The sequence below is a fragment of the Kitasatospora sp. NPDC036755 genome, from assembly GCF_040636595.1.
Taxonomy (GTDB): Bacteria; Actinomycetota; Actinomycetes; order Streptomycetales; family Streptomycetaceae; genus Kitasatospora.
Genome location: NZ_JBEZUT010000001.1, coordinates 77,726 through 99,393 on the forward strand (window position 1 = coordinate 77,726; position 21,668 = coordinate 99,393).

Genomic DNA, 21,668 nt, shown 5'->3' on the forward strand with positions numbered 1-21,668 from the left:
CCCCTGTGAATGGGGCTCACTCGTGGGTATGTGCTCGCCGTCGTGTGGCGCCGCAGTAGAAGGCGCCCGGTCGCCCCCTCTGTGGAGAGGGGTGGCCGGGGATTCGACTTGTATGGGTGCTCTTGCTTAATATCCCCATCAAGTTGAGGGGAGAGAGCGCCGTGTCCGCTGTCACTCAGGACCACCTTCCTGGCCTGGAAACCGTCCGCCGCATTGTCGTACCCACAGCCGGGACGCCCCGCGCGGGGACGATCCAGGAACGATTCGAGCAGTTCCACGGGGCCAACCCGTGGGTCCTCGTCGAGCTGGAGCGGATCACCGCGGAGTGCATCGACGCGCGCTTCGCCACGATCAGTCTCGGCATGCTCTTCGAACTCGTCCGCTACTCCTACGGCCGCGCCACCCTCGGCTCCGGCGACTTCCGACTGAACAACGACTTCAGGTCGCGCTACGCCCGCCTTCTCATCGAGCTTCACCCCGAGTGGGCACCGCGCATCGAAGTCCGTGCCCTGCGTACGGACTGAAGCACCGCACTGTCATGACCTCTTGGAGAACCACCCGTGCCACCGAAGATCAAGTCCCGAAAGCCCACCTGCGTAATCCCCTTCCCCTTCATCTTGCTGGAAGGCGAGGAAGGCGCCGGAAAGTCCTACACGGCCGTCGAGTTCACGAAGTCCGAACGTGTCGGCAGGTGCTACGTCCTCGACCTGTCCGAGGGATCCGCCGACGAATACGGGGCGATCCCGGGCGCCAGGTTCGAGGTGATCGACCATGACGGCACCTATGTGGACATCGCCGAGCAGGTCGAGGCCGTCAAGGAGGAAGCCCGTCGGGCCGCCGCAGCCGGCGAGCCCCCGGTCGTCCTCATCGTCGACTCCGGCACCGCCCTGTGGCGGATGCTGTCCGACTGGGCCCACGCCCGGGCTCGCCGCTCCAAGCGCAACCGGGACAAGCTGCGTGACGACCCCGACGCGAACATCGACGTCACCCGCAACCTGTGGAACGACTCCGTCAACCGCTGGGAGAGGGTCGTCCGCGCCATGCAGACGTTCCCCGGAATAGCGATCATGCTCGCCAGAGGCAAGGAGATCTCGGCGACGAACGAGGACGGCCAGCCCTTGCTGGACGACCGGCGCCGCCCCGTGCGCGAGTGGAAGGTCGGTGCGCAGAAGGACCTCGGCTTCGACGTCACTACGTGGGTGCGGATGCGGCGCGACCAGACCCCTGAGCTCGTCAAGGCTCGCACCCTCAAGTTCCGCGTCGAGAGCGGCAAGCCCATGCAGCTGCCCGACTTCACCATCGAGCGGCTGGTGTTCGACCTGCTCGGCTGCTCAACCGCCAGCCAGCCCCGACAGATGCCCGTACTCGTTGGCGACCGCACCGGGCCGTGGATGGAGCGCATCTCCGCCGCCGCCGACCGCGAAGCCTGCCTGAAGCTGTGGGACGAGCTGGATGCCGGGTCGAAGACCGGTCTGTCCGAGATGGAGTGGCACACCGTCCGAGGGGCGGTCAAGGCACGTGCCGCCGAGCTCGCCGCCCCGAAGGGTGGCATCGACGACGTCCCGGAGAGCGACGCCGCCCGCCTGCGTGCCGCCGCCGAGGCGCAGCAGGCCGAGGCCGACGCCGAAATCGCTGGCGAGACCCCAGCCGCGGCCTGACCGACGGGGCCGGGCTTCCTCGCCAGGAGCCCGGCCCCGCCCTCACCACGCGCACCGTACCCCGGCCGGCATGCCGTACACCGCAGCCGCGCTGGCCCCTCGGCCTGCCCGCATGCGGGCGGCCCTGGCCCTCGCGGGCCTCCGTGCCGTCACGACCTCTTGGAGCAGTACACCCATGTCCACCCCCGTCCTCGAGCTACCGGAGTCGCCGTCCATCTGGGTCGCGGCCGACGCCGTCGACCAGGCCCGACCGCGTTCCCGGCAGCGCCAGCTCGGCGCGTCCGACCTCGTATGCGAGCGTCGCGCAGCGTACATCCACCACGGCTGGGAGCCGACCGACCACGTCGTCAGCCCGGCCGCGATGCTCGGCACCTACATCCACGAAGGCCTGACCACCGCCGCCCGCCGCGAGTTCGGCTGGATCACCGAGAAGCGGGTCGCCGACGCGACGATCCGCGGCAGTATCGACATCGTCCAGCTCGACCGGGCCACCGCCCGCCGGCTTCCGCGCCGCCTTCGTCCCAAGGTCGCCGCGGACGTGAGCACCGTGGAGGACATCAAGACCCGCACGATCTACCGCTGGGACGAGGTGCGGCGCTACGGCGCGACCGCCGGAGAGCTTCGGCAGGTCATGACGTATGTGCGGCTGCTGCGCACCGGCGGTTTCGCCGACGTGGACGGCCAGCGGGTCCTGGCCAGGCTCGGCCCGATCGACATCCAGCGGATCCGGATGCGGTTCATCTCCCGCGACTCCGGCGAGGAGTTCATCCAGGAGTTCCCCTACGACCCGGAGATCGCCGAAGAGGCGGCGTGGTGGCTGGAGCGGATCACCGAGACCGAGCACCCGGAGCAGGCCCCCCGCTCGTTCTACGGGCCCGGCATCGACACCGTGTGCGACTACTGCCCGTTCGCGACGGCCTGTTGGGGCGTGCCGGCGCCCGGGCGGCCGGTACAGGCCAACATCGTGCACAACCGCGAGGACGTGGCGGTGCACCTGGCGGACTACGCCCACGCGCACAAGGACTGGGCGGAGGCCGACCGGGTCAAGAAGTTCGTGCGCAAGGCCGTCGACGGCACCGAAGCGGGGACGTACGGGCGCAACGTCCTGGCGTGGCGGGGCGAGGACAAGGAGGTGGACGAGCCGGACGTGCGCGCCATGATCGAGCTGTTCGACGACCTCCAGGCGCCGATACCGATGGTCCCCGACGCGGACCGCATGGTGAAGGCCCTCGTGACCGCCGGCATCGCGGTGCCCACGCGCAGGGTCGTCAAGAAGGGCGCCCGCCGGATCGAGGTCAAGGCGGCCCCCAAGTGAACGCGGTGCAGCACCAGTTCACACCGTGCAGCCGAGGGGGAGTCCCGCATGTCGATACAACTCATGGTCGCCGCCGCATACCTGCCGCCGGAGGTGATCGGAAACCCGACCGAGAAGCTCGCGTTGATGAAGATCTGCGACAGCGCGGACGACGAGAGCCGCCTGTCGAGTCCGGGCATGCACCGCATGGCGGCGTGGACCGGCGTGTCGCAGAAGCGCACGATCACCCTGGTCACGGCGTTGGTGGCGAAGGGGCTGGTGGAGCGCGTGGAGGTCGGCAAACCCGGTCGTGCCGCGGTCTACCGGGTGTTCCCGGCCGGGGTGCCGCGGACCCCGGATCGGGAGGAGCTGCGCGAGCGTCAGCGTGCGGCGGTCGCCGCGCCGCGGAACCCTCGCCTGGCGCGGCCCCGGACCCAGCGTGCGGCCCCGGCCGCCCCGGCGCGTACGTCCCGCGACGTGGAGGAGCGAGAGCTTCGGGCGGCCGAGCGCCGTGGGTTGCCCGAGGGGAACCCACCTTCGCCGGGGGTGAAGGTCTCCCCGGGGCAACCCAGCGCGTCGCCCGAAGGGAACCCACCAGGTTCCCCGGGGGGAACCCCTTCCTTTCCTTCTCCTACCTACGTCCTACCTACCCCCCTACCCCCCACGGCTGGCGCCGCGGGGGAGCCGGCGGACGCGGAGGGGTCGAAGGCGCGGCCGTGCTCGCGGCACCGGAAGGTTGCGGAGAACTGCCGGGCCTGCGGGACCAGCGCCCGGGCGCAGCGGCAGGCCGAGGAGCGGGACCGCACGGCGGCGCAGAGGCGGCGGGAGCAGGAGTGGTTGGAGGGTTTCCGGAGGGACGCGCAGGTACGGCGAGAACAGGCGGAGGTCGGCTCGGAGGCGGCGCAGTCGGCGAAGCGGGAGGCGTTCGAGGCGGTCCGGGCCGCGCGCGAACGCACCAAATATCACGAATAGGTAACTGGCTGGCGGGAGTTGTGCCCCCCCATTGAATGAGTATAGAATTTAAACATGAAGAGGGGGGAGGTCCCCCGACGAAGGGAATCGAAATGCTGCCCGCGCTCATCGCCGTCAAGGACAACCAGGGGCGTCCCACCTGCGCCTTCGACTACTCCAACATCCTCGACCCGCTCGTCCGCGCCATCGCCACCGAGCGCGCCGAGAGCGAAGAGGTCGACCACGACCTCGACCAGATCGCCACCCTCGCCCAGAGCGTCAACGCCGCCCCCGACCGGGACGCCGCCGACGCCCCCGCCGCCGAACTGTCCAGCCGCGTCGACGACTTCCTCGACTTCCTCGGCCACCGCCGCCACGAACTGCCCGCCGAACCCAACCAGTTCGACACCCGAAACGCCCGGCGCCTCGCCGCCCAACTCCGCGCGATGGCCGCCACGCTCACCGCCTGGTCCGACCGGCACTCCGCCGAGCGCGCCGCCTAATCTCCCCCAGCGGCCGGGGGTTTGCGCCCCCGGCCGCCCCAAACTTGTATGGGAAATCATGCAAGAGTTCCGCATCATGAATGGAGGAGCCGTGTCACCGCTCGACACCCCCACCCTCGCCGACACCTACCAGCCGATCACCGACCTCGCCCGCCAGTACGGCATCCCCTTCCACCTCGCTGCCAACAGCCGGCACGCCAGCCTGCACCTTCACCTGCCCGACGGCGCCCTCCTGGCCGTCACCGACGACGGAGTCGGAGGAGCCGCCGCCCGCAAGCCCAGCGGCGCCACCGGCTGGCAGATCACCCGAACCCTCCCCACCGGCCAGCGAGCCGTCATCTACGACTCCACCCTCCTCGGCGACCACCACCGCCTCGGCGTCAACCCCAGCCCCGTCCTCGGCGCCATCGCCCGCTACCTGCCGCCCCCACCCTCCCCGAAGCCCACCCGCACCCGACGACGCGGCCTCCTGACCCGCCTGCTGCGCCTCACCTGACCTACGGCCGACAGGCCACCCGACAACGACCTCTTGGAGCCCCTGATGACCTTCGCACCACTGCCCACCCACCCCCGCGTCACGGACCCCGACTGGCAGGCCCGCTACAAGGCCTTCGGGCCCCTGATCTCCGCGTTGCGTCGCCGCGACTTCGTCACCGACATCACCTTCGACGGCGACACCGAGGCGATCACCGCCGAACTGCCCGACGGCGGCTACCTGCGAATCGACACCGGCGACGAGGTCGGAGACCTCCCCGACGACATCGACGCCGCCATCGCCTGGCGGGTGATCAGGGGCAGCGGCGACAACCCGACCGTCCGCGACACCGTGTACGACTCCACCCCGGACGGGCCCGACTTCCTCAACGGCGCACTCCTTTCCCCGCTCCTGGTCGCCATCGACACCTACCTCGGTGCGCGAGGACTAGCCCTGCTGACCGTCCTCGACGTCCACCCCGTCGTCGTCACCGTCACCACGATCCACGACCACGGCCGCGCCACCTACGAGATCCGGAAGGTCTTCTCGATGGCAAGCCGGGAAGCCGCCCGATACGCCTGGGCGGTCGCACAAAGCCTGCCCGCCAGCTTCACCCAGCAGCACCTGAGCCCCAACTGGCCGCGCTACGTGCTGGCCGACCGCGACCGCACCCGGGTCGTCCAGGTGGCCCTTGCCGAACTCGCCTACAGCAGCAAGGCCACCCATGGCCCGTGCGTCTGCCGCTTCACTCACCCGCAGACCCGGGAGGAAGAGGACCAGCTCGGCCAGCAGATCGCGGACGGCATCAAGATCGGCGACGCGCACGGCGTCTACCTGGCCAGCCGCCGGCTCTTCACCGCGCCGCAGTGCCCCGCGCGGACGGCCAATGCCCATGGCTGACCCCAGCGACGACCAGCCGCACGACGACGGCCCCGCGCTGCCCCTGGACTTCACCGAGCTGTTCTGGGCGAGCCCGCCCGTCCCGCCCATCTTGTCCCCCGCGGGCCCGAGGAGAGGGTGCGCCGCTCACCTCGGACACGCCGACCTCACCACCACGACGACCGCCTACACCACCGACAAGCCGGGAGCACGGCAGCCCGTGACCACCATCAAGGCCCTCTCCCTCGCCCTGAGCGCCGCCGCCTTCACCTTGTCCCTCTGGGCAGCCCACACCGCCTTCCGCGCCCGCAAGCGCCCCTGAACACCACACCGCCCCGGGCTCGGCCCGACACCGGGCTCGGGGACCCATCACCCGACCTCACCTCTACGGAGACCACCATGGGCAGGGCCTACCAGCTCGAACTGTCCGACCCCACCGTCACCTACTTCCTGGACCACTTCACCCACGCCCGCGTCGTGCGCGCCATGGATCGTCTCGGCATGATCCAGGACCTGCACGGCCAGATGTTCAACCTCGCCGCCAGCGCCCACGACAACGCCCTCGCCCTCACCGGCGAGTTCCTGCCCGCACACCCACAGGACGCCGCCGCAGCGACGCTCCACGGAGTCTTGACGGCCAGCATCCCCAACCCGGCCGGCATCCCCCGACACAAGCTCGCCACCGGCGAGAACTGGCTGATCGCCCCCGCCGAGATCACCGCAGCCCTAGCCGCCCACCAGCGAGCCCCCCACGACGAGCGAGCCGCCGTCAGCGCCCTCATCGATGAATGGGACCCCTGGATCGACTTCCTCCACACGGCCGGCGACCACGCCGGCCTGCGCTCCAACTGAACCCGAAGGCCCCCGCCATGACAGTGCGCTTCCGCCTCACCCGGTCCACCGGTGCCACCGACGGCCAGGACTGCCGCTTCGACACCAGCGCCCTCGGGCTGAACGTCCTGCGCGAGACCATGCGCAGGTTCGCGATGCTCACCGACTACCAGCCGCTGCTGTGGCCCGACCTCGACGGACCGGAATCCCTCCGCCTCTTCCAGGAAGACCCGGGCAGCACCGACCCGAACCCCGCCGGCATCCCCGACAGCAAGCTGACCCGCCCCGGCCGGTGGCGCATCAGCGCCGCCGAGATCACCGCGGCCCTCGCCACCTACGACGCCGCGCCCGCCGAGGTCCGGCTTGCCGTCGAAGACCCCGACGACGGATACCCCGCCTGGGTGCGCTGGATCGCCTTCCTGCGCCTCGCCGCCGGCCACGACGGCATTGCCCGCCGGACCTGAGCACCTCCCCTCAACTTGTATGGGCCATCAGCTATAAGCCCGACATCACCTCTTGGACCTCCACATGCCCACCCCAGAGAACACCCCGTCTCCGCCCGACGTGCGCCACGCCGCCAACCACTGGCATCTCGCGATCAAGACCTACCCCGGGCACCCCGGCGACCACAGCCCCGAACCGACCTGCCCGCCCACCCGACCCGCGGCCGACGACTCCGAGAACTGAAAGGAGCCCCCGTGTCCATCACCTTCACCGACTTCTTGTGCGGCGCCGGCGGCTCCTCGACAGGCCTTGTCGAGTCGGGACTCGAACTCCGGCTCGGCGTGAACCACTGGGCCCTTGCGCTGGAGACGCACGCCGCCAACCACAGCCGGGCCGACCACCTGTGCGTCGACGTCTCCGGCATGCCGATGCGCTACCTGCCCCGAACCGACGTGCTGTGGGCGTCGGTGATCTGCACCGAGATCAGCCCCGCCGGAGGCCGCCGCCGAGAGACCCCGCAGCTCGACCTCCTCGACGGCGACGACGAGTTCAAAGTCCTGCCCGACGCCGCGTTCGAGAAGACCCGGGTCACGGCGTGGTGCGTCGTGCGGGCCGCCGAGGTCCACCGATACCGGGCCATCGTCGTGGAGAACGTCCTCGAATTCGCGACCGACTGGGTCCTGTTCACGGCATGGATAGCCGCGATGAAGGCGCTCGGCTACAACTACCAGATCACGTCCGTGAGTTCGGCGCACATCGGAGACGCCCACAACCTGCGGGCCCCCCAGTGGCGCGATCGTATTTTCATCACGTTCACCCGCCGCGGCATGCGCAAGCCCAACCTCACCCCGTCCCCGGCGGCGTGGTGCTTCGAGTGCGCCGAGCAGGTCAACGCCGTCCAGACCTGGCGAGACCCGAAGATCACGATCGGCAAGTACGGCAAGCAGTACGACTACCGCTGCCCCAACACGCGCTGCCGCCACTCCCTCGTCGAACCGTGGGTGCGTCCGGCCAGCGCGGCCATCGACTGGACCGACCTCGGCCAGCGCATCGGCTCCCGGAGCAGGAAGCTCGCCGACACCACGATGCAGCGCATCGAAGCCGGACGCGCGAAGTACCCGTACGAGCCGTACTCGATCACCCTCACCCACGGCAAGGACGGTGGAGACCGGGCCTATGCGGTCACGGAGCGGCCGATGCCGACCCGCAGCACCAAGCAGGGCGAGGCGCTGATCGTGCCGGTCGGCGGCAGCTGGAACACCGAACCGTATCCGGCGGAGCAGCCGCTACGGACCCGCACCACCCGCGAGTCCGAAGCCCTCCTCACCGCCCCGTACATCGTGGAGTTCCGCAACAACGCCTCCACCTCCTCGGTGCACGCCCCGATCTCCACGGTCAGCGCGCAGGGCAACCACCATGGCCTCGTCATGCCGGGAGGCCGCGTCGACCCCCGCGACCGCAACACCCTGGTCGTCCCGTACCGCAAGGCCACCGCCAAGCACGCCGGCTACCCGCTCCACACCCTGTCCACCCGGGACTCGGCGGCGGTCGTCGTCACCGCGGAGAGCATCGAGGACTGCTGGTTCAGGATGTTGAAGCCCAAGGAGCAACTGGCCGGGCAGCGGTTCCCCGACGACTACATCGTCCTGGGCACCGGCGCCGAACAGACCATGCAAGCGGGCAACGCGGTGTCCTGCAACGTCGCCCACTGGATCGGCCGCCAGCTGCTGGAAGTCCTGTGACCGGCCCCCGGCCGCGGTGGCGCCTTCGCCTGGACCCGTCGCCGCGCCGAGCCGTCGTCCTCGCACAGGCCCCCGACCCGGAATGCCGCCACTGCGAAGGCGCCGGCGGCTGGGACGGCAACCCGCTCCTGGACGACTACATCACCTGCGTGTGCCACGACCCGAGCCGCCGTCTCACCCTGCTGCGCCTCCACCGGCGCCCCGCCGACCGCCCCTGAACTCCTGTCCGGCCGCCCCGCCCCCTTCCGGGGCAGCCGGACAGGGCACCCACCGACAAGGACCACCAAACCCGTGTTCATCGCCTTGCCCGACACCGACCGGTTCACCCCCGCGTGCTACCGCGACCTCCGCTTCAGCCCCGCCGAAGGCGGCTGGGCGAACAAGGGCGACCTGATCGAGAAGTGCGCACCGGCGATGGCCGACTGCGTGCCCTGCCCCTACCGGGCCATGTGCATCCGCCAGACCCGCCCGCACCCCAGCAAGTTCGACGGCGTCGCCGGCGGCCGCCTTTGGCTCGGCGGTGAAGTCATCGGCACCGTCGACGGCGTCGACGACCTCGACCTGCCCCTGCCCGGTAAGCCCCGCGACATCTGCGGCACCAGGGACGGCCACGAGCGGCACTACGTCGTCGGGGAGCAGCCGTGCGAGCCCTGCCAGGCAGCCGTCGACTCTCCGCCGCAGGCCGAGCCGGAGACCGAACCGGGGCAGGACCAGATGATCCTCGCGATCGCGGCCTGACCTGTGCCGCGATCCTCCCATCCCCGATCCCCTGGCGATGGTCGAACAGCCGCACCAGCCCGAACGGGAGGGGCTGACGGCGACCGGCGACCGCTGAGGGCGTGCGGCCGGAGCCCGCCCACGCCGCGGCCGGACCCGGCCCGCACCGCCTCCAGCAGTACCACCGCCGCCCGGGATGGGACCGGTCGCGGCCCACCAGCCACCAGCAAGGAAGCACGAACCCGAATGAACACCACCAGCGTCGCGAGCACACCCACGGGGCCCATCCCTTTGGTCATCGGCCTCGACCTGTCCCTCACCTCCACCGGCATCGCCGGCGTCGACTGGGCCGACGCCCTGCGGCCCAGGAACCTGCGCGGCCACCCCCGACTGGACTGGCACAAGCGGGAGATCGCTGATCGGGTCCGGCGCGCGGACCTCGTCGTCCTCGAAGGGGCGGCCTACGGGCACGGTGCGCAGGCCGGGCACCATGAGCTCGGCGGGCTGTGGTGGATGGTGACCCAGATGCTGTGGGAGGGCGGGATCCCCTACGCCCAGGTCCCGCCGGCGTCGTTGAAGATCTACGCGTGCGGGGTCGCCAACCCGGCCAAGGACCACCCCAAGCAGGTGCGCGCGCGGGTGGCGAAGGGCATGGTCCGCGACCGCGTGGCCGAACGGTACGGCCTGGAGTGCGAAGGCCCAGGACGGTACGACAAGGCGGACGCCGCCGTCCTCGCGCACATGGGCCGCGACTGGCTCGGCCACCCCGTGGCCGTCCTGCCCGAACAGCACCGTCGCGCTCTCGCAGGTGTCGCGTGGCCACAGATGCAACGGCCGACAGCGAACGATTCAACTGCCGTGCTGTAGAGGGGAATTGACGGCAAAACTCTTGCTGGCGGAGTGGACCCCCATGAACGAATGAGTATAAAATATAAACATAAGGTTTGAGAGAGGACCCCCGATGAGCCTGCACCGCGAAAACGTCACCTGGCAACGAGAAGACGGCTCCTGGAGCATCGGCTTCTACACGTTCACCGCCCCGTGGGAGTACGGCGGCGACCCCGACGACTACGACTACGAGTGGGACGTCGAGTACGACCTCAACTCCTTCTGGTACCTGTCGACCGGCCACCCCACCAGTGACGCCGCCGAGGACGCGTACACCAGGATCCACCCCAACCCGGGCAGCACGACGATCTTGTACTGGGAACACCCCGACAATCGCGAGGAGATCGCGCGCCTCGACGCCATCGCGGCCGAGCACCGCACGCGAAAGGCCGAGTTCGCGGCGATCACCGCCCAGTGGAAGTAGGCAGGCCCCTGCCGGCCGGGGCCCCGCCCCGGCCGGCACCCCACCCACGGCCACCCCGTCCACCACTCCAGGAAGATCCCATGACCACCGCCGTCGAACCCCCGGACCTTCACGACCTCACGGCACACGGCCAACTGCACCACTGGATCAGCCGCCACCACGACCTCGCGCCCGCCGAGGCCGCCGAAGCCGCCGCCATCGTCACCGACACCCTGGCCGGCACCTGGCGACAGGTCGGCGAACCCGGCGAGACCTTCCCCGAGTGGCTGAGCACCACCAGCCCCGCCCTCCTGCAACTCCTCGCCGACACCACCGCCCAAGCCCTGCGGGACCCGTGGACCGGCTCCCACCAGCTGCGCATCGCACGTCTGACCCTCGCCGACCTCGCCACCGACCGCCGCCTCCACCACAACTGACCACCCCAGGGCCGCCCCGACCAGGGGCAGCCCGAGCCGAGGAAGACCATGACCACCACCCTGCAGCCCACACTCCCCGCCCTCCTCGCCGTCGACGACCGCCGCCGCCTGGCCGCGCTGCTGGTCCAGGACCACGGCCTCACCCCACTGGGCGCCACCTACGCCGCCGCCGTCACCGAGAGCGCCGCCCACGGCGCCTGGGAATCCGTCGGCGGCGAAGTCCCCTACCCCGAGTGGGTGGCAAGCCTGCCGGCCCCGATCCTCGTCGCGGCCCTGCACCTGGCCGCCGCCGCCTGCCACGACGACACCGCGCGGCACGGCACCGAAGCCGGCGCCGCCCTCCTCAACTCCCTCGCCGACCACCTCGACCACTGACCCGGAGACCACATGCACGACCGATTCGCCGTCCGCGTCGCAACCGACGGAACCGTGGCTGCCGTCGGCACCTACCGCCGCTGGGCGATCCCGCCGCAAGCCCGCGCCGTCCGCCTCGGCCCCCTCATCGCCCACACCGCCCCGCAACCGCACGAGCAGGCCGTCAACCACGCCGCAAGGTGCATCTGGAACGAGATCGCCCGAGGCGGAACCGCCCCCATGCTCCGCGGCCCCGTATGGTTCACCCCCCACCCGCACACCAGCACGCAGCTGACATACCGCCCGTGGGACCTCGACTACGTAATCAAGGACATCCTCCGATCGGCGCCGAAGGCCAGGCGCCGCCGCCGATGGGACCTGAGCGTGGCCACCGTACCCGGCGGCCGGCCCGACGGCTTCAGCGGCCACGGCATCGCCTACGACGCCGGCTCGGGCCGCCGCGCGGTCGCCCTGTGCGACGCCGGCACCGGAGGCCTCGCCGGGGGGTACGCCCGACGGCACGCCACCGCCCTCGCGGCGCGAACCGCGAGGGCGGGCGACCCGCTCAAGGCCCTACGGCGGCAACTCGACGCCGTCCGCGCGGAGCCGTACTCCTGGGGCGGCTCGCTGTCCGGCATCATCGTCGCGACCTGGCGCGCGCAGGACGACTTCCTCCAACTGGCCTGGTCCGGCGGCATCGCGTCCTACTGCCTGCGCACTTCCGGCGACATGTTCGGGGCGCCCGTCCGCGAGGACCGCGGAACGGGCTCCGTGGGACCGCTGGACTACCGGGAGGTCTCGATGCGCGCCGTCGGCTGGCTGGCGCTGGCCACGCCCGGAGTCAACCTGCACACGACGATCAACCGGAGCCACCTGTACGAGTCCCTGGAGTACGGGGAAGACCCGAAGGACGCCGCCGGGCGGCTCGCCCGCGCCACGACCTCCCCGGGCGCGGAGGGCACTGTCCTGGTGGTCGACCTCCACCGCTTCGAATGGAAGTACCAGGCATAGCAGGAGAGTTGATAAATCCAAATGTGGACACCCACTCTGAATGAGTATAGAATTTAAACATGAGCGAGGGGGTCCCCCTCCGAACCCGAGAGGAAACGCGCATGAACTACACCCAGCTCGCCGAGGCCAGCGCCACACTGATCCACAACCCGGGCATCCAGGCCCGCGCCGTCCTCAGCGCGGTCTACGTGGACGTCGACCCGGACGACGACCGCACCGTCAAGATCAGCTTCGGACCGGGGCAGCGGCCGGGGGAGACTCGAGTGGACTTCACCCTGCTCGACGTCCGCAAGGCCGCGCTCGACACCCTGACCGGCACCGTCCACGATGCCGCCGACATCACCTGGTATGCGAAGAAGGCCCTCTTCGAGGTCATCGACGTCTGGTACAAGCCGGCGGCCTGACCCCCGTCCTCCGGGGGGGGGCCGCCTCGCCGGCGGCCCCCGGCCCCGACACCCCGTCACCGAACCCCGAAGAAGCCCCACCGTGCTCCTGCGTACCCTGATCGCCGCCGCCCTCATCGCCCCGGCACCGGCCGCCGTGCAGCAGCCCACCGGATGGCGCGTCGCCATCCACGTCCACGGCCCCACGATGAGCATCACCCGGATCATGCCCGAACCCCTGTGCGCCAGCACCAGCAACCACCTGACCGAGGCCCTGCTCGAAGCCGGCTACGAGTCCTACGGCGTACTCGCCCAGAGCGGCACGGACGCGGCCAACCGGGTCCGCCGGCTCTACGACACCCACACCGAGCCCGCACCGGGCGAGTACCCGCCCGCGGCCACCTGCTGAAGCAGGACCAGAGCCCAAGGCCCGGCCCGAACCCGAAACCCCGAAGGAACACCAACATGCCCACAAGCAACGGACCGCTCACCCACAAGCCGCGCGAGCTCCCCGAAGCCCCGGCCAACGCCATACTCGTCACCCCGGCCGGTGAAGCCACCCCGCTGCATCTGCCGACCGACCCCGGAGGCCGGCACGCCGCGGCCTCGCAGCACCTCGGAGGCGAAGCCGACTACACCGGCTACACCGGGACCTGCCCGCACGGAACGCCCATCCTCTCCGTCGCCGTCACGAAGGACGACACCCTGCCGGCGAACCTGCCCGCGAGCCTCGTCCTGGATCTGCTCGGCGACGAACCCTTGCGGCACTTCCTGTACGGCCCGGTCCTCTTCCTGGGCCCTCTCGGTACCGACGGGCAGTTCACCAACCTCACGGACAGGCAGGTCCACGGCATCGAACAGCTGCTGGCCGGGGTGCGGAGCGGCCTCCGAACCCCGGTAGGGCCGTGAAGATCCGCATCGACCTGCACATCTCCCTCGACGCCGAACGCTGGGCCGCCGAAGCGGGCTCGGATCCCTGGGACGCCGCACGGGATGCCTGCTGGTACGTATCCGACGCCCGGGACTGTATCCCGCACCTCGGGGAGGACGGCTGCCCGGCCGACCTGCGGACGCTGCCCGGCTGGACCGAAGAGCAGGACCTCCTCGGTGCGGTCGAGATCCGCGCGATGTGGCTGCTGGAGTGCCCGGCACACGACTGGATCGCCTGGCGGGAGAATCCCGGCCCGTACGGCACCGCCTACACGATCACGCCAGGGAGGGCCCGGGAGGACCTGGCCCGCACCGTCGTCGAAGGCCTCGCCGGAATGGCGCTGCTCGCCGACTCCCAAGCGGTCGTGACCCTCACCCGCCCGTGGCGTCAGGTCTACGACAGCCACTGGCGCACACACCCGGAGCAGCGGCCGGAACGCGAGCGCCGCACCCGCTGGTAGCGCCCTTGGAAAGGGCCCGACCCTGTGCAGGCCACCCAGGAGTACATCACCTGCGCCCACTGCACATTCATCGTCGAACCCGGAGGCCTCGTCGGCCTGATCTTCGACGACCTGTGCTGCGAGGACTGCGTATACGCCCACGAGTGGGCCACCAACGGGCTCTGAGCCCACCCGACCAAGGAGACTTCAACCATGCCCAGCACCTTCGCGTTCGCCGTCGACCCCGACGGCGAGCAGGACGAGATCCCCAACCCGCCGGAGCCCACCGGCCAGTGGGAGACCCTCGTCCGGAACCTCGGCGCGGACTACTCCTCGCTGCCGATCGGCCGCTACACCGTGCACTGCCGACACCGGGAGGCCGAGGAGGAGGCCAACCGGTACGGCCAGCAGATGTGGTCCGGGATCGCCGGCGGAGGACGAGCCCCGTTCTTCCGCGGTCCGGTGCTCGTCACCGGCCGCCGGCGCCCCGACGGCACCTACGCGGACCTGGCCCGGACCGACGTCGACCGCCTGTCCGAGGCCGCGAGCTCCACGCTGTGGGTGCGCCCCGTAGGCCCCTCGATCGGCGGGGCGCAGCTGCGGGGTCAGCGGGACAAGCAGTGCGACGCTCTCGCCGTGCACCGTGACCGGAGCAGCGGGGTGTGGGCGTTCGTGGTCTGCGACGGCGTCGGGGACACCGATGAGACGGCCGCGTTCGCCCGGTACGCCGCCCCGCGGCTGGCGTACGTCGCCTCGGAGCTGGGCTCCCCGGGCGACGCGATCCGGCGGGTGCGGGCCGAACTGCCGGACTGGTACCGGCGATCCGGGGTCGCGGACGGGACCACCTCCACGGCGGCGCTGGCGACGTGGCATCCCGACTGGGACGAGGTGCGCATCGCGTGGGCGGGCGACTCCCGGGTCTGGGTGCTCAGCCCGTCGGGGCGCAGCGAGTTGGTGACCGAGGACCACAACATGGCTGCCGTGAAGCGGAGCCTCGGCATGCCGGTGGGCCGGTGGGATCACAACCGGCTGCTGGCGGAGGTCGGCTACGGGGACATCGAGGAGCGGACCGTGCACCGGGACCTCGTCGACGCGCTGGTGCTGTGCACGGACGGCGCCTACCACCCGCTGGAGAAGAGCGGCGCCACGGGGGCGGCCATCGACCGGTACTCCTACGTGACCCTCGACCACTTCCTCGCCAAGTCGACCGCCGGGGACCTGGTCGCGGACGCGGTGGAGCAGGCCGTTGCCGCAGCGCGTATGAGTAGCGATGGGGATCGGGCCGACAACGCCACGACGCTCGTGGCGGCCTTCCCGAAGCTCTGACCTGCGTAAATGTGAAATCGTCCACCCTTTGAGAGCTTCCCGGTGGAGTGGACCCCCACCCTGAATGAGTATAGAATTTAAACATAAAGGGAGGGGGGAGGCCCCCACCCGCCAGGGAGGGAACCACCATGAACGCGCTCACCGCCGCCGCCGAAGAAGCCCGCCACTACGCCAGCCTCGCCCGCTCCCGCGCCGCCCGCGCCGAGCAGGACATCCACCGCCTCACCCTCTCCGCCGCCGCCCTCGCCCTCGACGCGGTCGCCCGACTCCTGACCCGCCCCGACCGCGAGGACGCCGTCCTCGACACCCTCGCCCTCGCCGAGAACTACGCCACCAGCCGCGACGCCGGCCCAGGCGCCCTCCCGCGGGACTTCTCCCTCACCGTCCTCGACTACCTCACCGCCTGACCGACCCACCCGGCCCGGGGCAGCGGCCCCGGGCCAACCATCGATCGGAGAACACCATGACCCTCCTCGGAAGCATCGACTCCGTGGGCTACCTCGGCACCGTCACGGTGCGGGGCCCCGAGCACCACGAAGCCGCCATCCTCGACGCCATCACCTCGGCCGACTCCTTCAGCCTCCGGAGCGCCAACAACGCCTTCACCATGGTCGAGCACTCGATCACCATCGGCTGGGCCGTCCGGCCCGACGCCTTCCGGGACCTGACCTTCACCCAGTTCCACGAGCTCGTCTGGAACCGCTACTACGCCGACCTGTACCGGCACTGCCTCGCGCTGGACGCCGACGCCGACCGCATCGCCGAAGTCGCCTCGGGAATCGCCGTCGCCCTGGTCGACGACCCGCAGCTCAACTCCTGACCCGCATGCCCGGCCGCCCCGCGGCGGCCGGGCCCAACCGCCGACTCTCACCAGCCACGAAAGGGCACAACGACCATGCACACCATCGTCACCAGCATCCTCGCCGACACGTTGGACCTCGTTCCCGAGCAGCACCTGCCCAGGGTGGTGTCAATGATCGTCGGCCACGAGGCCAGCCCCGAACTCGCCATAGCCGCAGAAACGCTGGTCCAGCAGGCCACCACCGTCGCCTGGGCCCGCCGCCCCGACGGCCTGCTCAGCCTCAAGCTCACCGAGTTCCACGACACCGTCGGCCACTTCCACTACTGCGACCTCTTCCACGCGGCCCTGCACCACGACGGAGACCTCCGCGAGGTCGACCACATGGCCGACCTCGTCGGAGCCGCGCTCGCAGGCACCAGCCACCTCCACCGCTGACCACCGCCGCGCCGACGGAGCACACCATGACCAAGTCCGAATCCACCGTCGCCAGCGCCCTGGCCGACACCGCGGCCTCCCTTGCCGGCCTGGGAGCCGCACAGGGAGAACTGCGAGACGAGCCCTCCCGCCTCGACGTCGTCGTCAACCGCGATGCCCTGACCGGCCGAACCAAGATTCACGGCTACCTCAACGGGCACGCCGTCGTCCGCACCGAGGTCCGATTCAACCCCGCCGAACCGCGCCTGCACCTGCACGTCGCCGACTCCGGCTCACCCAGCGAGCCTCGAAACCACGCCTGGGCACAGACCGTTCAGGACACCGGCGGGGCCCCGGACGCCGTCGCGGACCACCTCGCCAAGCTCGTCCACGACTACCACCGCCCCCGCCAGGGCTGCGAAGAGTGCGGGACCTTCGCCCACCTGCCGGACGCGCCGAAGTGGACCGTCGTCCTCAACAGCGACACGGAGATCGAGCAGATCCGCAAGGGAGTACCCAGCCGACGCGAAGCCAACAACCTAGGCCTCGCCGGACACACCTACTTCGTCCTGCCCGCCCGCTCCCTGCTGGCGGCCCACGCCCGGGCCCTGGCCGTCCTCGACGACCTCCTGGACCACGGACAGGACATCGCCGGCCACGTCCTGGTCGACGCCGAAGCCACCGAAGGGAAGTACAACCCGCGATGACCACCATCGAGAAGGCCCTGCGCGCGGAGACCATCCGGCTGTGCCTTGACCCACAGATCGAACGCGCCGCCCGTGACACTCTGGCCATCATCCTCACCAGCGGCTACGAGCACCGGCCGCAGGGCGAGTCGGACCTGACCGAGGAACAGTACTGGGACCGGCTCGTCCCCGAAGCCGTCGCGACCGTCTTCACCTACACGGCGCTGAACCTGTCCAGCCAGTACGGGTGCGCCGCAGCCCACCTCCTCCACGCCCTGAACAACGCCCTGTCCGGGCCCGCTCCGAGCCAGCCCGCCGCCTGCCCGCGGGCCCAGGCACAGCACCTCGCCGACGGCGGACAGCGCAAGCCCACCGGCTGACGCCCCGCCCAGCATGCGGCCCGGCCGGTCGAAGCCCACCGGCCGGGCCGTGCCGGCGTGCCCGTTCGACACCGCCGACGGGCACGCCGCGGAACTCCCCTGCCCCCCTGGCGGACGGCCCGACCCTCCAGCCCACCGAGGACGAAACCGAATGACCGACCACCCCTCTCAGGCCTCCGGCCGCGACCACGGCCGCCATCAGCCCCGCCCCGCGTCCCCCGCCCACACCGACAACGACAACGACCGCACGCCCCCCGCCCTGGAGCCGGCCGTCCGCCTGTCCCTGAAGGACGTGGCCGCGATGGCCGTCGCCCGCCACTCCATGTGGAGGCTCGCCCTGCTCAGCGGAGACGAGGAGCGAATCGCCGCCGCCCGCGCAGCCGCCGAGCCGGCCATCCGGCGCCTGGCCGACGTCCAGCTCCACGCCGGTCTCATCACCGCCGAACAACATGCCCTGCGGCTCCAGGCACTGGAGTCCGAGGGCACCGCCACGGGCGGAACGACGTGGTGAGCGCCAGCGCCCAGCCCCGGCAGCGCGCCACCGCGGGGAACCCGCCGGCCCGCGATCCGGCGCAGAGGTCACCGATGCCCGGCCGATCCACCGACTGAGGCACCCGGATCGGCACCCCTCGGCGCCGGCACGGCACAAGCCCGCCGACTGAACCCCTCCACAGCACGATCACGCGGCCCGGCCGGTCGCAGTCCACCGGCCGGGCCTTTCCATGCCCAGATATAGAGGACAAACCAACATGAAGCGGTCTCAGCAGCTCGACCTGTTCGCCGCGGCCGAGGACGAGCCCGGTCCCGCCGCACGCGCCGTCACGCCCCGGCGGCACCTCGCCGCCGTACCCGACACCGACCGGCGAACCGACCTCGCCAAGCTGGCCGCCCTGCACGCGGAAGCCGCCGCCATCCCCGGCCTGGCAGTCGCCCCGCCAGCACCACCGTCCAAGCCCAAGCTCCGCACCTTCCCGGTGCCGTCCGGAATCCGGGCGCACCAGGCGGCGCAGCGCATCGCCGAGGCCGCCGCCGACGCCTGGCACAGCCACCACGGCGGCAGCCGGATGGAGATACCCGTCGGCGTGGTCGCAGCCCTCGCCCTGTGGCCGCTCAAGGGGCCGGACGCCCTGAAGCAGGCCGACTGGATGCTCGGCCTCGACGCCGATGACCTCGTCCGGCTGATCCGCGAGTGCTTGGCCTACTGGTGGATGCGCCGCCCGGACCTCGTGCACCGGGCCGCACCGATCGCCACCTGGACGGAAGAGGCCCTGAGCAAGCACGAGCTCGCCTGCGTGAAGGCCGTCGCCCACGCCGCGATCACCCACGGCCTGCTCACCGTCACCGGCTCCAGCGACCCCTACGACCTCGCCGAGTGCGACTTGATGTCCTGGATGGTCACCACGCTGCGCAGCAAGGGGGCCAGGGAAGGACTGGGGGAGTACCACACCCCTCCGGAGATCTGCGAGCTCATGGCCCGCATGCAGCTCGGCGACTGCTCCGACGTCAAGCCCGGCTACGGCTTCTGCGATCCCGCCGGGGGGACCGGCGGGATGACCCGCGCCGCCGCCCAGATCCTGCGCGAGCACCGGATCGACCCGGCCGCCTGCCGCTGGCACCTGAACGACATCGACCCGATCGCCGCAGCCGGCGCGGCCGTCAACGTGATCCTCTGGGGGCTCGGCCCGAACGCCACCGTCTGGTGCGGGGACGTGCTCGCCGAGGCCGACACCGAGGGTCTCGCCCTGGAGGAGAAGACCGCGATCTTCAGGCACCGTGACGCCCTGCTGGGCGGCGCGACGATGATCGCCGCCGTCGGCAGGGCCGAGGCGATGCTCGCCGGGGTCACGGCGGACAAGGCGGCCTGACCGCGGGGGAGAGGAGTGGACACCCGCTATGAATGAGTATAAAATTTAAACATGAAGGAAAGGGGTCGAGGCCTCTATCGAGGTTGATTCCCTCGACTCCAACCCAGATGGGCCGATCGAAAAGCCGTCAACTCCACCTTAAGTGAGTATAAAATTTAAACACTGCGGGTTGGGTTCACCCCACCCGCGAAGGGACCACGCAATGCTGCTCACCTCCACCACCCTCGCCACCGTCTTCCAGAACCTCGCAACGCGCCTCGACGGCTACACCCCGAGCCCCCGACCCCACGACGACCCCCCCGTCCAGCACCTCACCAACCCCGACGGCCGCACCATCAGCGCCCGCGCCCGACTCGACGGCGTGACCCTCCAGCTCTGGATCACCACCCCCGACGTCCGCCCCAAGAAGTCCCACCCCAGCCACAGCGGCACCCTCCCGCCCGGCAGCAGCTACCACACCGTGATGCACCTCCACGGTCTCGACGGCGACCCGGCCGAACTCATCCACGCCACGCTCCTGCACAACCTGCTGCCCGCCTTCGACAACAAGCCGCTCTACGTCGGCCACCGCCCCTGGGACACCGAGACCAGCGACCAGCCGGCGACCCCGCCTCCGGCCGACGCCGCAGACCCGGCCACCACCCCGAGCCCCGACCCCGTCCCCGCCGACGAGCCCAAGCAGCCCGCCACCCCGAACCCGACCGACACCCCCAAGCCGAAGACCAAAACCCCGCGCAAGCGCGCAGCCAGCACCCCCCGAACCCCGGCAACCCCGGCCGACAAGCCGACCCGGGCCCGCAAGAACACCACGAAGCCCACCAGCACCACACCCACCCGCACCCGCAAGGCGACGGCCAAGACCGCCACCCCGACGGACGCCCCACCCAAGCCCACCACCCGTCGCCGCACCACCAAGACCACCGCCTGACCCGCACCCAGCCCGCCCGTGGGAGGTAGCCCGCCTCCCACGGTCAGCAAGGAACACCCATGAACACCCTGCGCGACCTGATCACCATCGGCCTCAACCAGCACGGCATCACCACCACCTGCGGCAGCCACGCCTCAGCCGGCGTGTCCTGGGTCGCCGTCGACCTCCCCGACGGCACCTTCATCTGGAGCACCGACAACCACGCCACCGTCGACCGCGACGCCGCCAAGATCGGCGGCCTGCACGCCATCCACTACCTCGGCGACCCGAACAACGCCCTCCCCCAGGAGCAGATCAGCCTCGTCGACCGCAGACTCGACCGCCGCAGCAACCACACCAAGGCCATCACCGAACTGGTCGAAACCCTCGCCGCCTACGTCACCAACTGGCCCCACAGCCCGGCCGCCCGACACCCCGAACGCCGAATCGGCGACTACGGCGTCATGAACCTCCCCACCCGCCTACTGCGCCGAGGCGACGTCATCGTGCACACCGCCACCGGCCACGAGTCCGTCATCACCAACATCCGCCACCTCGGCCGAGGCGAATACCGGCGCACCGCCCGCACCGTCACCCCACCCACCCGCGGCCCCATGACCAGCCTGCCCGACACCTGGTGGAAGTTCCCCAACACCCTCTCCCACAGCGGCAGCACCATCGTCCCCGTCATCGCCCACCGCCACATCGACCCCGACACCCTCCCCAGAATCCCCTACCCCAAGGTGCCTGCCGCCTTCACCGACGGCGACCACGTCGTCCACGACAAGGTCATCTGGGAACGCGCCAACGGCACCTGGACCGACCGCACCCACACCCGCAACACCGCACCCGTCGGCGACGAAACGATCCTGCGCCTGTTCACCGAAGACGCCCGCCTCCGCCAAGGCATCCCCACCCACCAGCCCGCCGCCTGACCCAAGGACCCGC

Annotated in this window: 34 protein-coding genes; all 34 read left to right on the plus strand. The window is 70.8% G+C overall.

Annotated features, from left to right (window positions below; genetic code table 11):
* Positions 1-161: 161 nt before the first annotated feature.
* The 34 genes from AB0E96_RS00410 (at position 162) to AB0E96_RS00575 (ending at position 21,655) form a co-directional block, all read left to right on the plus strand.
* Positions 162-524, plus strand: a complete 363-nt coding sequence (locus tag AB0E96_RS00410) for a hypothetical protein (protein WP_359816809.1) — start codon at positions 162-164, stop codon at positions 522-524.
* A gap of 36 nt (positions 525-560) precedes the next feature.
* Entirely contained in the window at positions 561-1,658 is a 1,098-nt protein-coding gene (locus AB0E96_RS00415) for an AAA family ATPase (protein ID WP_359816811.1), read from the plus strand.
* 175 nt (positions 1,659-1,833) lie between these two features.
* Complete coding sequence (locus AB0E96_RS00420) at positions 1,834-2,973, plus strand: hypothetical protein (RefSeq protein ID WP_359816813.1); 1,140 nt, start codon at positions 1,834-1,836, stop codon at positions 2,971-2,973.
* A gap of 48 nt (positions 2,974-3,021) precedes the next feature.
* On the plus strand, positions 3,022-3,924 hold the full coding sequence (locus tag AB0E96_RS00425) for a hypothetical protein (protein WP_359816815.1): 903 nt from the start codon (positions 3,022-3,024) through the stop codon (positions 3,922-3,924).
* 92 nt (positions 3,925-4,016) lie between these two features.
* Positions 4,017-4,406, plus strand: a complete 390-nt coding sequence (locus AB0E96_RS00430; RefSeq protein ID WP_359816817.1) for a hypothetical protein — start codon at positions 4,017-4,019, stop codon at positions 4,404-4,406.
* Positions 4,407-4,497: 91 nt separating this feature from the next.
* The gene (locus tag AB0E96_RS00435; RefSeq protein ID WP_359816819.1) at positions 4,498-4,902 is read left to right on the plus strand and encodes a hypothetical protein; all 405 of its coding nucleotides are present in this window, start codon (positions 4,498-4,500) and stop codon (positions 4,900-4,902) included.
* A 45-nt stretch (positions 4,903-4,947) separates the two neighbouring features.
* Positions 4,948-5,781 carry a hypothetical protein gene (locus AB0E96_RS00440; protein ID WP_359816821.1) on the plus strand — a complete coding sequence of 278 codons (834 nt, stop codon included), beginning with the start codon at positions 4,948-4,950 and terminating at the stop codon, positions 5,779-5,781.
* A complete protein-coding gene (locus AB0E96_RS00445) occupies positions 5,774-6,082 on the plus strand; it encodes a hypothetical protein (protein ID WP_359816822.1) in 309 nt (102 codons plus the stop codon). Before AB0E96_RS00440 ends, AB0E96_RS00445 begins: the two co-directional genes overlap by 8 nt.
* Positions 6,083-6,159: 77 nt before the next feature.
* Positions 6,160-6,612 carry a hypothetical protein gene (locus AB0E96_RS00450; protein ID WP_359816823.1) on the plus strand — a complete coding sequence of 151 codons (453 nt, stop codon included), beginning with the start codon at positions 6,160-6,162 and terminating at the stop codon, positions 6,610-6,612.
* A gap of 17 nt (positions 6,613-6,629) precedes the next feature.
* Positions 6,630-7,055 (plus strand): hypothetical protein, encoded by a 426-nt coding sequence (locus AB0E96_RS00455; protein WP_359816825.1) that lies wholly within the window; start codon positions 6,630-6,632, stop codon positions 7,053-7,055.
* 64 nt (positions 7,056-7,119) lie between these two features.
* Entirely contained in the window at positions 7,120-7,278 is a 159-nt protein-coding gene (locus AB0E96_RS00460) for a hypothetical protein (RefSeq protein WP_359816827.1), read from the plus strand.
* A gap of 11 nt (positions 7,279-7,289) precedes the next feature.
* Positions 7,290-8,777: a DNA cytosine methyltransferase gene (locus AB0E96_RS00465; protein WP_359816828.1), complete on the plus strand. Its 1,488-nt coding sequence runs from the start codon at positions 7,290-7,292 to the stop codon at positions 8,775-8,777.
* A complete protein-coding gene (locus AB0E96_RS00470; protein ID WP_359816829.1) occupies positions 8,774-8,995 on the plus strand; it encodes a hypothetical protein in 222 nt (73 codons plus the stop codon). Before AB0E96_RS00465 ends, AB0E96_RS00470 begins: the two co-directional genes overlap by 4 nt.
* A gap of 73 nt (positions 8,996-9,068) precedes the next feature.
* Positions 9,069-9,515, plus strand: a complete 447-nt coding sequence (locus AB0E96_RS00475) for a hypothetical protein (protein WP_359816830.1) — start codon at positions 9,069-9,071, stop codon at positions 9,513-9,515.
* 225 nt (positions 9,516-9,740) lie between these two features.
* Positions 9,741-10,361 carry a hypothetical protein gene (locus AB0E96_RS00480; protein WP_359816831.1) on the plus strand — a complete coding sequence of 207 codons (621 nt, stop codon included), beginning with the start codon at positions 9,741-9,743 and terminating at the stop codon, positions 10,359-10,361.
* A gap of 94 nt (positions 10,362-10,455) precedes the next feature.
* Entirely contained in the window at positions 10,456-10,806 is a 351-nt protein-coding gene (locus tag AB0E96_RS00485) for a hypothetical protein (RefSeq protein WP_359816832.1), read from the plus strand.
* Positions 10,807-10,886: 80 nt separating this feature from the next.
* Complete coding sequence (locus tag AB0E96_RS00490; protein WP_359816834.1) at positions 10,887-11,222, plus strand: hypothetical protein; 336 nt, start codon at positions 10,887-10,889, stop codon at positions 11,220-11,222.
* Between the two features lie 48 nt (positions 11,223-11,270).
* Positions 11,271-11,597, plus strand: coding sequence for a hypothetical protein (locus AB0E96_RS00495; RefSeq protein WP_359816835.1), 327 nt, complete (start codon positions 11,271-11,273; stop codon positions 11,595-11,597).
* Between the two features lie 12 nt (positions 11,598-11,609).
* Entirely contained in the window at positions 11,610-12,587 is a 978-nt protein-coding gene (locus tag AB0E96_RS00500) for a hypothetical protein (protein WP_359816837.1), read from the plus strand.
* Between the two features lie 101 nt (positions 12,588-12,688).
* A complete protein-coding gene (locus tag AB0E96_RS00505) occupies positions 12,689-12,991 on the plus strand; it encodes a hypothetical protein (protein ID WP_359816838.1) in 303 nt (100 codons plus the stop codon).
* A gap of 82 nt (positions 12,992-13,073) precedes the next feature.
* Entirely contained in the window at positions 13,074-13,379 is a 306-nt protein-coding gene (locus AB0E96_RS00510) for a hypothetical protein (protein WP_359816840.1), read from the plus strand.
* A gap of 56 nt (positions 13,380-13,435) precedes the next feature.
* Complete coding sequence (locus tag AB0E96_RS00515; protein ID WP_359816842.1) at positions 13,436-13,879, plus strand: hypothetical protein; 444 nt, start codon at positions 13,436-13,438, stop codon at positions 13,877-13,879.
* Positions 13,876-14,361 carry a hypothetical protein gene (locus AB0E96_RS00520; RefSeq protein WP_359816844.1) on the plus strand — a complete coding sequence of 162 codons (486 nt, stop codon included), beginning with the start codon at positions 13,876-13,878 and terminating at the stop codon, positions 14,359-14,361. Before AB0E96_RS00515 ends, AB0E96_RS00520 begins: the two co-directional genes overlap by 4 nt.
* A gap of 24 nt (positions 14,362-14,385) precedes the next feature.
* Entirely contained in the window at positions 14,386-14,526 is a 141-nt protein-coding gene (locus tag AB0E96_RS00525; protein WP_359816846.1) for a hypothetical protein, read from the plus strand.
* Between the two features lie 27 nt (positions 14,527-14,553).
* Positions 14,554-15,666 (plus strand): SpoIIE family protein phosphatase, encoded by a 1,113-nt coding sequence (locus AB0E96_RS00530; protein WP_359816848.1) that lies wholly within the window; start codon positions 14,554-14,556, stop codon positions 15,664-15,666.
* 128 nt (positions 15,667-15,794) lie between these two features.
* A complete protein-coding gene (locus AB0E96_RS00535; RefSeq protein ID WP_359816850.1) occupies positions 15,795-16,073 on the plus strand; it encodes a hypothetical protein in 279 nt (92 codons plus the stop codon).
* A gap of 56 nt (positions 16,074-16,129) precedes the next feature.
* Positions 16,130-16,486 carry a hypothetical protein gene (locus tag AB0E96_RS00540; protein WP_359816852.1) on the plus strand — a complete coding sequence of 119 codons (357 nt, stop codon included), beginning with the start codon at positions 16,130-16,132 and terminating at the stop codon, positions 16,484-16,486.
* Between the two features lie 75 nt (positions 16,487-16,561).
* Positions 16,562-16,903, plus strand: a complete 342-nt coding sequence (locus AB0E96_RS00545) for a hypothetical protein (RefSeq protein ID WP_359816854.1) — start codon at positions 16,562-16,564, stop codon at positions 16,901-16,903.
* 26 nt (positions 16,904-16,929) lie between these two features.
* Complete coding sequence (locus AB0E96_RS00550; protein WP_359816856.1) at positions 16,930-17,589, plus strand: hypothetical protein; 660 nt, start codon at positions 16,930-16,932, stop codon at positions 17,587-17,589.
* Positions 17,586-17,948 (plus strand): hypothetical protein, encoded by a 363-nt coding sequence (locus AB0E96_RS00555; RefSeq protein WP_359816858.1) that lies wholly within the window; start codon positions 17,586-17,588, stop codon positions 17,946-17,948. The genes AB0E96_RS00550 and AB0E96_RS00555 overlap by 4 nt, the downstream gene beginning before the upstream one ends.
* Positions 17,949-18,099: 151 nt before the next feature.
* Positions 18,100-18,459, plus strand: coding sequence for a hypothetical protein (locus AB0E96_RS00560; protein WP_359816859.1), 360 nt, complete (start codon positions 18,100-18,102; stop codon positions 18,457-18,459).
* A 238-nt stretch (positions 18,460-18,697) separates the two neighbouring features.
* Positions 18,698-19,813: an N-6 DNA methylase gene (locus tag AB0E96_RS00565; protein ID WP_359816860.1), complete on the plus strand. Its 1,116-nt coding sequence runs from the start codon at positions 18,698-18,700 to the stop codon at positions 19,811-19,813.
* Positions 19,814-20,015: 202 nt separating this feature from the next.
* Positions 20,016-20,741: a hypothetical protein gene (locus AB0E96_RS00570; protein WP_359816862.1), complete on the plus strand. Its 726-nt coding sequence runs from the start codon at positions 20,016-20,018 to the stop codon at positions 20,739-20,741.
* A 59-nt stretch (positions 20,742-20,800) separates the two neighbouring features.
* Positions 20,801-21,655 carry a hypothetical protein gene (locus AB0E96_RS00575; protein ID WP_359816864.1) on the plus strand — a complete coding sequence of 285 codons (855 nt, stop codon included), beginning with the start codon at positions 20,801-20,803 and terminating at the stop codon, positions 21,653-21,655.
* The last annotated feature ends 13 nt before the right edge of the window (positions 21,656-21,668 follow it).

Excerpts from the sequence above, each read along its gene's own strand:
- AB0E96_RS00420 (WP_359816813.1), top strand. The coding sequence starts at position 1,834 with ATGTCCACCCCCGTCCTCGAGCTACCGGAGTCGCCGTCCATCTGGGTC.
- AB0E96_RS00425 (WP_359816815.1), top strand. The coding sequence starts at position 3,022 with ATGTCGATACAACTCATGGTCGCCGCCGCATACCTGCCGCCGGAGGTG.
- AB0E96_RS00430 (WP_359816817.1), top strand. The coding sequence starts at position 4,017 with ATGCTGCCCGCGCTCATCGCCGTCAAGGACAACCAGGGGCGTCCCACC.
- AB0E96_RS00440 (WP_359816821.1), top strand. The coding sequence starts at position 4,948 with ATGACCTTCGCACCACTGCCCACCCACCCCCGCGTCACGGACCCCGAC.
- AB0E96_RS00445 (WP_359816822.1), top strand. The coding sequence starts at position 5,774 with ATGGCTGACCCCAGCGACGACCAGCCGCACGACGACGGCCCCGCGCTG.
- AB0E96_RS00450 (WP_359816823.1), top strand. The coding sequence starts at position 6,160 with ATGGGCAGGGCCTACCAGCTCGAACTGTCCGACCCCACCGTCACCTAC.
- AB0E96_RS00455 (WP_359816825.1), top strand. The coding sequence starts at position 6,630 with ATGACAGTGCGCTTCCGCCTCACCCGGTCCACCGGTGCCACCGACGGC.
- AB0E96_RS00460 (WP_359816827.1), top strand. The coding sequence starts at position 7,120 with ATGCCCACCCCAGAGAACACCCCGTCTCCGCCCGACGTGCGCCACGCC.
- AB0E96_RS00480 (WP_359816831.1), top strand. The coding sequence starts at position 9,741 with ATGAACACCACCAGCGTCGCGAGCACACCCACGGGGCCCATCCCTTTG.
- AB0E96_RS00485 (WP_359816832.1), top strand. The coding sequence starts at position 10,456 with ATGAGCCTGCACCGCGAAAACGTCACCTGGCAACGAGAAGACGGCTCC.
- AB0E96_RS00490 (WP_359816834.1), top strand. The coding sequence starts at position 10,887 with ATGACCACCGCCGTCGAACCCCCGGACCTTCACGACCTCACGGCACAC.
- AB0E96_RS00495 (WP_359816835.1), top strand. The coding sequence starts at position 11,271 with ATGACCACCACCCTGCAGCCCACACTCCCCGCCCTCCTCGCCGTCGAC.
- AB0E96_RS00500 (WP_359816837.1), top strand. The coding sequence starts at position 11,610 with ATGCACGACCGATTCGCCGTCCGCGTCGCAACCGACGGAACCGTGGCT.
- AB0E96_RS00505 (WP_359816838.1), top strand. The coding sequence starts at position 12,689 with ATGAACTACACCCAGCTCGCCGAGGCCAGCGCCACACTGATCCACAAC.
- AB0E96_RS00515 (WP_359816842.1), top strand. The coding sequence starts at position 13,436 with ATGCCCACAAGCAACGGACCGCTCACCCACAAGCCGCGCGAGCTCCCC.
- AB0E96_RS00530 (WP_359816848.1), top strand. The coding sequence starts at position 14,554 with ATGCCCAGCACCTTCGCGTTCGCCGTCGACCCCGACGGCGAGCAGGAC.
- AB0E96_RS00535 (WP_359816850.1), top strand. The coding sequence starts at position 15,795 with ATGAACGCGCTCACCGCCGCCGCCGAAGAAGCCCGCCACTACGCCAGC.
- AB0E96_RS00540 (WP_359816852.1), top strand. The coding sequence starts at position 16,130 with ATGACCCTCCTCGGAAGCATCGACTCCGTGGGCTACCTCGGCACCGTC.
- AB0E96_RS00545 (WP_359816854.1), top strand. The coding sequence starts at position 16,562 with ATGCACACCATCGTCACCAGCATCCTCGCCGACACGTTGGACCTCGTT.
- AB0E96_RS00550 (WP_359816856.1), top strand. The coding sequence starts at position 16,930 with ATGACCAAGTCCGAATCCACCGTCGCCAGCGCCCTGGCCGACACCGCG.
- AB0E96_RS00555 (WP_359816858.1), top strand. The coding sequence starts at position 17,586 with ATGACCACCATCGAGAAGGCCCTGCGCGCGGAGACCATCCGGCTGTGC.
- AB0E96_RS00560 (WP_359816859.1), top strand. The coding sequence starts at position 18,100 with ATGACCGACCACCCCTCTCAGGCCTCCGGCCGCGACCACGGCCGCCAT.
- AB0E96_RS00565 (WP_359816860.1), top strand. The coding sequence starts at position 18,698 with ATGAAGCGGTCTCAGCAGCTCGACCTGTTCGCCGCGGCCGAGGACGAG.
- AB0E96_RS00570 (WP_359816862.1), top strand. The coding sequence starts at position 20,016 with ATGCTGCTCACCTCCACCACCCTCGCCACCGTCTTCCAGAACCTCGCA.
- AB0E96_RS00575 (WP_359816864.1), top strand. The coding sequence starts at position 20,801 with ATGAACACCCTGCGCGACCTGATCACCATCGGCCTCAACCAGCACGGC.